Here is a 10648-nt window from a genome sequence, read left to right on the forward strand (position 1 = left end):
ATGCCATTAACGAATAATCGTGGAACGTCGAATTCAAGACCAAGTAGTTTACATGTTGTCACAGGTAAAATAATGTATAGTCGAAAAGCTACTGAGGAGGGGTGGCTAAAAGTAAAGCTAGATAACGGTAATTTTGATTTTCTTCATGAAAATGTGAAGCTTATTGTAAAAGGAGAGAAAAATGGAAGGCTTTATCTCTTAGTGGCTAGTGATAAATCAAATTTAATAGGTCAGACCATTAGTTTGCAGCAAGAAAATGCATTAAAATATTTAAGTAGCAAAGGCCCCATGCAAAAGAGTGCTTCAATTAAAGTAGAATATGTCGGGAAACCAGTTAAAACCACCTCAAGATTCAAAGGTGATTTAATACAGCAGTTCGCAAATTTATATGTTAATGGCTCAATCATAAAAGTTACACTTAATAGTTTGTGGCCACCAAAATATTCTTACTCACCTATCCCTGCAGGGGTTCATAAGCTAATGTCTCCTGACAACTCACATGCTAAAAATGCTCCAACAGACTGGTACAGAAAGGCATTTTCACCTGGGGTTATAACGTGTAATGATATCTGGTTTCCTATAGAATTAAATGGGGAAGGAGGTAATAGCTCGCGTTACATCCATCTTGGTAATTTATCTGAAGGTTGTGTGACAGTATATGACGTTGAGAAGTGGAATGTTGTATACGATTATTTGATTAATCACAGAATTCCAGGAACCAAGGGGATGTATGTGGGTGAAATCACGGTGGTGACATAATGGATTTTGGGGTGAATACATGCATTATGTAAAGTCTTTTTTATTATTCATAATAACTTTGTCTATTGATTGTCATGCGGATTCAATTGTTGCAAAAAAAATAAGTAATGGTGATTGCGAACAATATTCTTCCTATAAAAGATCTATAGAAAGTCTGAATGGCGTAGATAGCTTTAACAAGCTAACTGACTACATCAGTGAAAATGAAGTCCAATGTGATGATGCACAGAGTGATGTCAATGAAATCCTGAAAAAAATTTATGCTTACTTTCAGGGTGGAGTTAGAGTAGAGGCAAGTGCCGTATTTTTTTGTGATAATATTATTGATGAAAAAGTATGTGAAAGTGAACATTCAGATGGGACTGAACATGGCCACTTGCGTTCTGAAAGAAATAATTTCAGATATCTTAATGTAGCGAAGAATAGCATTTTCATACCTGCGGTTGTAAATAAATACAGTATCTACAAAGTATTTTATAGCTGGCAGAACCCATTGCTGATAATTGATTATGTGTATCCTATAGAAACATTACGTTTCAAACCAATAAAAGAAAATGAGTATTATAAGCTATCTGATCATGATTTTGGTAATATGATTAATACAGTGGTGAGTCCTTCAGATATTAACTCTGGTTATTCTTCGAATAAATGGCTTATTGTTTTATATAAAAAGAATGAAAGTGATTATATCAAGGCTGTATGGTATTACCAACCCAATTAAACGAAAATTTTTTTGCACTATAGAATCTTTAGTATCAAATGAATAGATTTTTTATGGGGTGATAAATTCAACATAACACAGCCAATAAATAGATGAAGGGAAGGTTCTCTTGCCATATTGACAGACGACTGTAGAGTGACCATAAAAAACTAGTCATATTAAATAAAACTCAAAGTCTCACTCACTATAATAAGGATATTTATGCCGTTAGCCGCAAAACTGAATGATCAAGGAACTGAACACGATGGTTTTCATTCCACGCTGATATATCTTTTTCCATAACGGTATTGTAATATATGCAAAATATAAAATTAAGGTTGATATAGGAGATAAAAATAAGAAAGGTATTGGAGAGGTTAGTGAAGAAGAACCTCCAGATAATGATAGTTGGGATGAAGGCGAAGGTGAATGGGCTATCTGCAAAGCAATGAATAAAGATAGCTCAACTTATAGAGTAATTTTATGAAAATAAACATTTTTTTAAAAATTTAGTATTCACTATTTACTTTGTTTCATTTAACATTTTTGCAGGAGTTAATATGGATACTGTTAGGTATTCGGCGTATTTCAATACTAAAGGTAGCTTGTGTATTTTATCAGTAAATGGATTGGATTATTTAAGCACTTTGGATGGTTCAAGAACCATTAGTACCGGGAGTGATATTACTGACGTATTAGAGAATAATAAAGAAAACACTATAGGGTTAATTTTTTACCCTTCAAAATCAAAAAAAACAGAACAGAATATTCTTGTGAAGTAAAGGTTGTTAAATTAACTCCAAACATGCCTAATGAAACGATAACTAATTTCAAGGTTAGCTTTGATGGTGCAAACGAGCGTTCCTTTACCGATCCTCAAGGCTATTCCATCGAAGACATTAAAGACACGACCTTTAATACAATAGTAAAAGGAGTATCTAATAGAATTAAATTTAGTGGACATGAAAAACCTAATGATTGGTTGACAGCCTCCAGAAATTTTATTGTAGAAGGCATTCCTGAATGGCAATGGACAAAAGCCACTCCTCAACAGAATAATATGGAATTACGGAATCAACTGATTGTTATATATAAAGACATACTTAATGACTTGGAAGGCAATGATCTTGTAAATGTAAAAAAGAAATATTCTATTGCTTTAAAAGAATATGCGATAACAGATTTCACAGAAGATACTGAGTTATTTTTTAATTCGATTGGAATCGTAGATGCAATTAAGCAAGGGAAAGTAAATTCCACTCCAGACTGGGATAAATTTAAAGTATTAGTATATCAAAAAAATAGAATATTCTGTCTTGGCATTGGCGGTGCAAGTCGAAGATCTCCTATCCAGTTTTTCGATGAAAAAGGAGAGCATATATTCTCCTGGAACCCCTTCTTCGCCATGATCGACGGTAAAATGGTATTAGTTCGTTAAATAAAAACTAATATCTTCACTGACTGCAATAAGGATATTTATGCCGTTAGCCGCAAAACTGAATGATCAAGGAACTGAACACAATGGTTTTCATTCCACGCCGATAGTTGCTGGTTCACCAACAGTATTTATTGATGGTTTACCTGCAGCCCGTTTGGGTGATCCGCTCTTTGAGCACAGCAAACCGCCAGATCACCCACCTTATCCTCGCGCTATCTCAAGTGGCTCTGGGACAGTGTTTATAGATGGGATTCCGGCAGCCAGAACAGGGGACAGTATTAGCTGTGGCGGTGTTGTGATTGGGAGTGGGACTGTCAATATGGGTTAAATGGAACCATCCTCGTCCTCTCCGGCAGGAGAGGACGAGTTAAAACATCTTACAGAGGCTTACGCTCACCCGTAGCTACCGGATTCTGCGGATTACTACTCCACTCATACCAGCCGCCGTCGTACACGCCGACATTCTTCCAGCCCATCGCACGGGCATACATGAAGGTTTCTGATGCGCGCCAGCCAGTACCACAGTAAAAGGCCACTTGCTGATCCGGCGTAATATTCCAGCTCTTCCACATGGCGGCGATGTCATCAGCAGAACGCATGGTGCCGTCCGGATTATGGAAATCTTCCATATGCGTCGAGTCAGAACCCGCATGGCCCCAGCGCGCACCGGCAATCTCACCTTTTGGCTTGATGTAGCTATAACCACTGGTAGTGCCGATAAACTCCGGCCACGAACGGATACTGACCAGCGAGGCATCTTTGCGGCCTAACAACCCGCGCGCTTGCTCGGTGTCGAGCATCAGCTGTGGTTGGCCTGGGAATGGCGCACCAAAATCGGCTGCCGGTTTAACCTCGTTTGGCAAACCGCGCTCTACAGGTAATTTGGCGTCAGCCCAACTCTGCCAGCCACCATCCAGCAAACGCACGTCTTTCACGCCGGCATACAGCAGTATTTGTGCGACACGCGCCGCAGCATAGACATCACGTCCGTACATCACCACCGTGGTGTCATGACGGATACCGTGTTTTGCCAGCAAAGCTTTGAGTTGGTCGTCAGACACTTTATTCCATAACGGCTCGCTTTCGATATCGTTGGTATCGATGTAATCCGCACCAGGAATATGGCTTAACAGATACTGTTTCGGTGCACCCCAGGCGGCTTCGATGATTTTGACTTCGCCCGCAGGTTTTGCCACAACGTCTTTATTCTGCATCAGGTTATGTAGCCACTGCGGATAAACAAGCTGCTCGAAGTGGGCCATTTTCTGCAAACGTGCCGGTTGTTGCAGGGCATCAGACAGCAGAGCGATGTACTGATAACCCAGTTTGGACAGCCGCACTTTTACCGCTTTTGTCTCATCACTTTGACCGTACAGCGCAATCAAACTATCTGATGCCAGATTGTGTTGTTTTGCCCACAGTTGCAGTTGCTCGTCATTCATCATGCCTAACCAACTGGCCGATAAATTAAGCGCGGCAGGCTCGTGGCCACCAACACCGTTCAGGGTTTGCGGCCAGCCGTTATAAAAAGCACTGGGACGGGTATCAATCACCACGCCGTGCTGCGCCTGAAGGTTGGATAAAGTCATTTGGGAAGGCAGTTCTGCGGCAAGAGCCATGTGCGCCAACCCAGATAACATCAAGGCGGCGGTTAGTTGAGAAACACGTTTCATCTTATAACCTGAAAAAGAGAGAAAAAAGAGGCGCTATCTTGCGCCATTCACGTGAGTGATTCCTTGCGTTACCGCATATTTGATTCACAGCGTAATAATCTGCCCATCAGGCGGAATATCCTGCGGGTCATGGGTGACCAGCACCACCGGAATAGCTTGTTGCTCAACCTGTTGCCAGACGAACTGGCGAAATTGCTCGCGCAAGGTTTGATCAAGGCGCGAGAAAGGCTCGTCGAGCAACAGAGCTTCTGGCTTCGCTAACAATGCCCTTAACACACTAATCCGTGCATGTTCCCCGCCAGAAAGAGTCGCCGGGTCACGACGTGAAAAGCCCGCTAACTGCGCATTTTCCAGCGCTTGTTCAACGCAATGCTGCCGTTGTTCGCGACTTTTAACCGCGGCCGGAATCGCCATTGCCAGATTTTGCCCGACATTAAGATGGTCAAATAACAGCGCATCCTGAAACAGAATACCGATGTTTCGCCGTTCGGTCGGCAGCGTATCGCGACGCTGTTGGTTTAGCCATAACTCGCCGGTCACCGTAAATTCAGCGGGTAATGCGCCAATTATCCAACTTAAAAACGTTGATTTACCCGCTCCTGATGGTCCCATCAGCGTCAGCACTTCCCCCGCAGAAACGGTGAAATTAAGCGCGTGAATCAGCGAGCGGGAATTCCTGGTAATGGTGCAATCCTGAACACACAGCATTAGCGTAATCCTTGTCGAAAACGCCCGAGCAGGCGGCCAACCTGAAGCGTGATGATAAACATGATGAATGGCAGCAGCATCTGCAACAACGCCTGAATCGCCTGTTGTTGCGGATCGCCACCGCTGCTCAGTGCCACAGTTTGGGTGGTGACAGTGGTAAAACGCCCAGCCCCCGCGTACAGCGTCGGTAAATATTGCGCGATGCTGACTGAAAACCCGACCGCTAGCGCCGCCAGAAGAGGGCGTGCCAGCAGCGGTAATTTAACCAAACAGACAATTTTCCACGATGACCAGCCAAAGGTGCGGGCGGTGATAACCAGACGCGGATCTATCTGCTGCCAGGCGGGCCGCGCTACCAAAAGCATATACGGCACAACCCACAGTAAATGGCTCCAGATAACACCGGGCCAGCCGCCGTCTTGTTGCAAAATTAACAGCATACGATATTGCCCGGCGACCAGCGGTAAAGCAGGCAAAAATAGCGGTAGCGCTAGCCACAGATCAAAACGGGGATTGCCACCCTCAAGCCACAGAATAATCACCAGCAAGCCAGTGAAACTGCTTGCCAGCGCCAGTAGCAGCGTGGTGCCCAATGGCGACAACTCAGCCGCTTGCCATCCTGAAAACGCCCAGCCATCCGGCAAAATAGCAGGATAAAACCAACCCTCGGCCATCGACCAGATAACCAGCATTGCCAGCGCCGCGATGCAGGTTGCCGTCATCACCAACCCTAAACTTGATGCCAGTGGCTGGATATTAAGTAGATGTCTTTGACCTGAAAAACGCCCGACTGCGCGGCGAAACACGCGCCATAAAATCCAGCCCAACACGATAAAACAACCTAACAGCCCGACTAATAACAGTGAGGTCAACATGCCCATCGCCACGCGCTGCGGGTCGGCATCGTTCAACCACTGCCACGCCAGTACCGCCAGCGTCGGTGGGTTGTTCGGACCGAGAATAATGGACACATCCACCACGGACAGGCTGTAGGCCACCACCGCCAGTAATGCCCATTTCAGACGCGGCAACAATGACGGAACCAGCACGCGAATGCGGCATTGTAGCGGGCCATAGCCCAGGCTGCGTGCGACGGTGAGCTGTTGGGAAAGGGTTTGGTAATTGAGCTGGGTGCTGGCTATCCATAATAAAAACCAGCTCTCTTTGAGCGCCAGCAAAATACCCAGACCCATGCCATATTCATCAAGATGAAATGAGATGCCGCATAAGCGAGCGAGCCAACCGTTATCGGCGAACAGGAACAAAAAACCGCTGGCGAATGCGACGTGCGGTAGCGCTAATAAAAGCGGCAGTTGCGCGGCATAACGCCGCCAGCGAGCGCCAGGCCACAGGCCACAAAGCAGCACCAGACATAACACCAGCGAACCCGCGACGCTAATCACCGTCGAGTTGAGTGTTGCCAGTAAAGCACCAGACCATTGGTTGTCAGCCCATAGTGCCTGCCAGATTTCAGGCATCAGTGCGGGTTTTGCCATCATCAGCAAGCCCGGAAGCAGTGGGGCAAAAACGCAACCCACGGCAAACCAGGCTAATAAACGTAGACTCATTTCGCCCCGTAGCGTTGTAACCACTCTTTTTCCAGCGCGTTTACCCAGGCGGCATGCGGCTCTGGCAGATACGGTACCGCTTGCAGATGGGCAGGTTTTTGGGCATTAAGCTGTTCGCCCAAAGGTGCGGGCAGCGTTGCGCTATCCAGAATGGTGGTATCGCCCCAAATTGCCGGATTAGCCTTACGGATTTGCGCTTGCGGTGACATCAGGAAATTAGCCACCACTTGTGCACCAGCCTGCGCGCGGGCATTGGCGGGGATCGTCACAAAGTGAACGTTGCCCAGCATGCCTTGCGCAAAGCCAAATGCCCTTGCGGTATGCGGCAGTTGTTTGCGGTCAATAAGGTTATCGACATGCGCCGGATTAAACGTTACCGACATCAACAGCTCGCCATCCGCCAGCATGCGGTCCATGCGTGCAGGCGTTGGTGGGAAGGTTTTTCCCCCGCGCCATAATAGCGGATGCAGTTGGTCGAGATAATCCCACAGTGGCGCAGTCACCTGCTTAAAGGTGGCCGGATCAGGCGGCAGGCGCAGCGCTTGCGGCTCTCGAGTCAGCACAATCAGCAGTTGTTCAATAAACGCGGTGCCAGTGAAATCAGGTGGGCGGGGGTAGCTCAATTTGCCAGGATGCGCTTTGGCAAATGCCAGCAGTTCAGGTGCACTGCGCGGGAATTTCACACCCGTTTGCGCATTGCCGATCAACATCAATTGAGCGCTGCCCCACGGTGCTTCGGCACCGTCAGTCGGTTGCGAGAAATCCTCACGTACTGGTTTTTTCTGGTCGACATAGCGCCAGTTGGGTAATTCCCACGCCCAGCCATCTTTTAGCAAACCGGCCTGTTTCAGAGTATGGAAGTTTTCACCATTCACCCACAGCAAATCGACCGAGCCATTATCTTTGCGCCCTGCGCTGTCTTCGCTCTGAATACGTTTTACCGCGTCGGCAGCATCCGCCAGGCGCACGACTTTGAGCGTCACGCCATAGTGTTGCTTCATTTCTCCGGCGACCCAGTCGAGATAGCTGTTTACCGCAGGGTCGCCGTCCCAGGCGTTGAAGTAAACCGTCTGGCCTTTTGCCTGCTGGCGCAGGCTATCCCAGTCAGTAGGCTGTGCAAAGCATGAAAAGCCGATCGCAACCAGCGACAGCAAAAGCGTTAAAAGACGCAAAATGGGATCCTTATGATTTTCGCAGCAAGCGGACTATCCAGCGCGAGAACAGCGGCAGGAAGCCGAGCAGAGCGAACATCAACATCATACCGGGTGAAAGAATATCGCTAAGACTACGCAACTGGCTCAATTGGCGGCCAGCATTGAGATAAACCACAATCGCCGGCAGCATCCCGACAAGGCTAACGGCAAAATAACCCAGCGTTTTGACCGATGTCAGGCCCATCAGCAAATTGATAAGAAAGAACGGGAAAATGGGCGTCAGTCGTAATGCAAAAAGATAGTACAAGCCTTCGCGTTCCACACCGCTATTGATTGCAGCCATCGGTGTGGCGAAACGAAGGCGTACCCAGGCGCGTAATAAATAGCGGCTAATCAGCATGGCAAGCGTTGCGCCACAGGTCGCCGCCAGCGCCACCAGTACGGTGCCCTGGAATAGCCCAAACTGCGAGCCAGCCAACAGCGTTAAGAGTGTTGCGCCAGGAATTGAAAGGGTAGTGACGAGCACATAAATCAGAAAGAAAGCCAGCGCCGTTTGTAGCGGGTGCTGCTGATGCCAGTCAGAAAACTGTGCCTGATAGTGTTGCAGTGCCGCCAGGCTGCCTGGCGGCAAAAAGAAGATGAGCAGGACAAAAACCACAACCAGCGTGGCAAACAGTAACTTACGCATCGGATGTGGTGTTTTCCCTTACAGCTTAAATTCAGCCCAAACGGGTGCGTGGTCTGAAGGTTTTTCCATGCTACGAATATCGTAATCAATGCCGGTCGCAACACAGCGTTCAGCCAGCGGATGGCTTGCCAGCAGCAGGTCGATACGCAGACCACGGTTGTCATCGAAGCCTTTTGAGCGGTAATCAAACCACGAGAACTTGTCTTGTGCATCCGGGTTGGCATGACGGAAGGTGTCGACCAGGCCCCAGCTAATCAGGCGGTCCATCCACTCGCGTTCTTCCGGCAGGAAGGAACATTTACCAGTGCGCAACCAGCGTTTGCGATTCTCTTCGCCGATGCCGATGTCGAGATCGGTTGGGCTGATATTCACATCACCCATAATCAGCACCGGACTGTCTTTCTTCAAAGAACTGTCGAGATAGTTTTGCAGATCCTGGTAGAACTTCGCTTTGGCCGGGAATTTGGTCGGATGGTCGCGGCTTTCGCCCTGCGGGAAGTAACCGTTAATCACCGTCAGGTTACCTAATGGCGAAGGGATTTCAGCCATGATCAGGCGGCGTTGTGCTTCTTCATCGTCACCAGGGAAGCCACGGCGCACCGAAATCGGTGTCTCTTTGGTGAGCAGCGCCACACCGTAATGGCCTTTCTGACCATGATAAAAGACGTTGTAGCCAAGCTTTGCGACATCTTCGAGCGGGAACATGTCGTCATGGACTTTGGTTTCCTGCAAACCGATAACGTCAGGCTGATGCTGTTCAACAATGGCTTCAAGTTGATGCGGACGGGCGCGCAGGCCGTTGATATTAAAAGAGACGAATTTCATAAGTCGCTGCCGTGGTTACTTAACAATGTTGCAGGATGGTAGCAGAAAATCGATAGAAATGCCGGACAGGATGACATCTTTGGATTATTTACGCGATGGCTGAATCAAGTGGTTTGGGCATTGATTTTGTTGGAATTCCAGTTACATGCCTAATGCTGTAACTGGAAAGAAAACAGGGATGTTATTTTTATACAAAATATCAGTTTTTATAGACGGTAAATTGCCCCTTTTTGAATGCTGCCATGCGTGGAACTCGGATTTCTGGGCGGAAAAAACTATTGATTAAGTTATTCATTTGGTTGGTGCTAACCATTCCAAAGAGGATATTTTGATCTTCATCAGGCAATAAGCGAATGGTAGCGATAATGTAATGAGCTAACCCTTGCAGTGAAAACTGTCTGCCCTGGAAAAATATATCTGTCCTGGGTATTTCCCGATCGGCGAGCATGCTTTTACAGTAATCACTGAGATCGTTTATTTTACAACTCGGTGTTTCCAGTGTTAATTGATCAAGTAAAACCATTGATGAGTTACTAAATTGTGAGTGCTGGTAATTAATTTTAAAGAATGTTTTACCAAAACGGCTTCTGTTTTTTTTAAGACTACATCCTGCTTCAAGCGAAAAGAAAACATAGTCTGTATTTGCCAGTCCGTGGACATCTAATGGATGACTATTTTCTGAGGGGAAGGGGATTCCTTTAGCCATCAGTTGTTTGCGTGAATAAAGGACTAAATCTCCTTTGTCATTAATGACACGATTATTGTTTGTGGCATGCAAAGCATAAAAAGGTGTAGCCATGAAATAGCTTAAAAAGACTTTCTCACGACTGCTTAATGGGTGGAGCATTTCCCGTAAAAAATGGTAATTACTTAAAGAGAGATGGCTTGCGGAAGAAAAGCGAACTCCGGCAGATACCCTTAGTGCGTGAACCATTTTTTGTGCCAGATAACTCTCATTGCTATACCATAGTGAGCCACGACTGAGCATATATTCACTGGCTTTATTTGACCATCTGTTGCGTGTTATACGCAACAGTTTCTCTCCGATTTTTATCTCTTTGCTTGTTAACATTATTTCATCATCCAATGATGTGTAGTGTTTATATATTTACGGCATGTATATAAATAATATATA

The 10648-nt window shown here is 46.4% G+C and carries 12 protein-coding genes; 5 read left to right on the forward strand and 7 right to left on the reverse strand.

What is annotated here, in order from left to right; translation table 11 throughout:
• The 5 genes from D8682_RS24915 to D8682_RS24930 all read left to right on the forward strand — a co-directional run bounded on the left by D8682_RS24915 (position 1) and on the right by D8682_RS24930 (position 3225).
• The gene (locus D8682_RS24915; protein WP_133521357.1) at positions 1 to 759 is read left to right on the forward strand and encodes a hypothetical protein; all 759 of its coding nucleotides are present in this window, start codon (positions 1 to 3) and stop codon (positions 757 to 759) included.
• 19 nt (positions 760 to 778) lie between these two features.
• A complete protein-coding gene (locus tag D8682_RS24920) occupies positions 779 to 1480 on the forward strand; it encodes a hypothetical protein (protein ID WP_121815426.1) in 702 nt (233 codons plus the stop codon).
• A gap of 539 nt (positions 1481 to 2019) precedes the next feature.
• Positions 2020 to 2241 carry a hypothetical protein gene (locus D8682_RS27295; protein WP_238392793.1) on the forward strand — a complete coding sequence of 74 codons (222 nt, stop codon included), beginning with the start codon at positions 2020 to 2022 and terminating at the stop codon, positions 2239 to 2241.
• 23 nt (positions 2242 to 2264) lie between these two features.
• Positions 2265 to 2897: a hypothetical protein gene (locus D8682_RS24925; protein WP_238392794.1), complete on the forward strand. Its 633-nt coding sequence runs from the start codon at positions 2265 to 2267 to the stop codon at positions 2895 to 2897.
• A 40-nt stretch (positions 2898 to 2937) separates the two neighbouring features.
• Positions 2938 to 3225, forward strand: a complete 288-nt coding sequence (locus D8682_RS24930; RefSeq protein WP_121815427.1) for a type VI secretion system PAAR protein — start codon at positions 2938 to 2940, stop codon at positions 3223 to 3225.
• A gap of 49 nt (positions 3226 to 3274) precedes the next feature.
• Here D8682_RS24930 and D8682_RS24935 read toward each other — a convergent pair whose 3' ends face one another.
• The 7 genes from D8682_RS24935 to D8682_RS24965 all read right to left on the reverse strand — a co-directional run bounded on the left by D8682_RS24935 (position 3275) and on the right by D8682_RS24965 (position 10585).
• A complete protein-coding gene (locus D8682_RS24935; RefSeq protein ID WP_121815428.1) occupies positions 3275 to 4570 on the reverse strand; it encodes a rhodanese-like domain-containing protein in 1296 nt (431 codons plus the stop codon).
• 84 nt (positions 4571 to 4654) lie between these two features.
• Positions 4655 to 5278, reverse strand: coding sequence for an ATP-binding cassette domain-containing protein (locus tag D8682_RS24940; RefSeq protein WP_121815429.1), 624 nt, complete (start codon positions 5276 to 5278; stop codon positions 4655 to 4657).
• Positions 5278 to 6846 (reverse strand): ABC transporter permease subunit, encoded by a 1569-nt coding sequence (locus D8682_RS24945; protein WP_121815430.1) that lies wholly within the window; start codon positions 6844 to 6846, stop codon positions 5278 to 5280. The genes D8682_RS24940 and D8682_RS24945 overlap by 1 nt, the downstream gene beginning before the upstream one ends.
• Positions 6843 to 8018, reverse strand: coding sequence for an ABC transporter substrate-binding protein (locus D8682_RS24950; RefSeq protein WP_202914363.1), 1176 nt, complete (start codon positions 8016 to 8018; stop codon positions 6843 to 6845). The genes D8682_RS24945 and D8682_RS24950 overlap by 4 nt, the downstream gene beginning before the upstream one ends.
• A 10-nt stretch (positions 8019 to 8028) precedes the next feature.
• Positions 8029 to 8688 carry a TVP38/TMEM64 family protein gene (locus D8682_RS24955; protein ID WP_121815431.1) on the reverse strand — a complete coding sequence of 220 codons (660 nt, stop codon included), beginning with the start codon at positions 8686 to 8688 and terminating at the stop codon, positions 8029 to 8031.
• A gap of 18 nt (positions 8689 to 8706) precedes the next feature.
• Positions 8707 to 9513: an exodeoxyribonuclease III gene (gene xthA / locus D8682_RS24960; protein ID WP_064547592.1), complete on the reverse strand. Its 807-nt coding sequence runs from the start codon at positions 9511 to 9513 to the stop codon at positions 8707 to 8709.
• Positions 9514 to 9712: 199 nt separating this feature from the next.
• Positions 9713 to 10585, reverse strand: coding sequence for a hypothetical protein (locus tag D8682_RS24965; protein ID WP_064547589.1), 873 nt, complete (start codon positions 10583 to 10585; stop codon positions 9713 to 9715).
• Positions 10586 to 10648: the final 63 nt, after the last annotated feature.

The organism is Buttiauxella sp. 3AFRM03, from assembly GCF_003675305.1.
Taxonomy (GTDB): Bacteria; Pseudomonadota; Gammaproteobacteria; order Enterobacterales; family Enterobacteriaceae; genus Buttiauxella; species Buttiauxella ferragutiae.

Excerpts from the sequence above, each read along its gene's own strand:
- xthA (WP_064547592.1), bottom strand. The coding sequence starts at position 9,513 with ATGAAATTCGTCTCTTTTAATATCAACGGCCTGCGCGCCCGTCCGCAT.
- D8682_RS24930 (WP_121815427.1), top strand. The coding sequence starts at position 2,938 with ATGCCGTTAGCCGCAAAACTGAATGATCAAGGAACTGAACACAATGGT.
- D8682_RS24925 (WP_238392794.1), top strand. The coding sequence starts at position 2,265 with ATGCCTAATGAAACGATAACTAATTTCAAGGTTAGCTTTGATGGTGCA.
- D8682_RS24965 (WP_064547589.1), bottom strand. The coding sequence starts at position 10,585 with ATGTTAACAAGCAAAGAGATAAAAATCGGAGAGAAACTGTTGCGTATA.
- D8682_RS27295 (WP_238392793.1), top strand. The coding sequence starts at position 2,020 with ATGGATACTGTTAGGTATTCGGCGTATTTCAATACTAAAGGTAGCTTG.
- D8682_RS24915 (WP_133521357.1), top strand. The coding sequence starts at position 1 with ATGCCATTAACGAATAATCGTGGAACGTCGAATTCAAGACCAAGTAGT.
- D8682_RS24935 (WP_121815428.1), bottom strand. The coding sequence starts at position 4,570 with ATGAAACGTGTTTCTCAACTAACCGCCGCCTTGATGTTATCTGGGTTG.
- D8682_RS24955 (WP_121815431.1), bottom strand. The coding sequence starts at position 8,688 with ATGCGTAAGTTACTGTTTGCCACGCTGGTTGTGGTTTTTGTCCTGCTC.
- D8682_RS24940 (WP_121815429.1), bottom strand. The coding sequence starts at position 5,278 with ATGCTGTGTGTTCAGGATTGCACCATTACCAGGAATTCCCGCTCGCTG.
- D8682_RS24920 (WP_121815426.1), top strand. The coding sequence starts at position 779 with ATGCATTATGTAAAGTCTTTTTTATTATTCATAATAACTTTGTCTATT.
- D8682_RS24945 (WP_121815430.1), bottom strand. The coding sequence starts at position 6,846 with ATGAGTCTACGTTTATTAGCCTGGTTTGCCGTGGGTTGCGTTTTTGCC.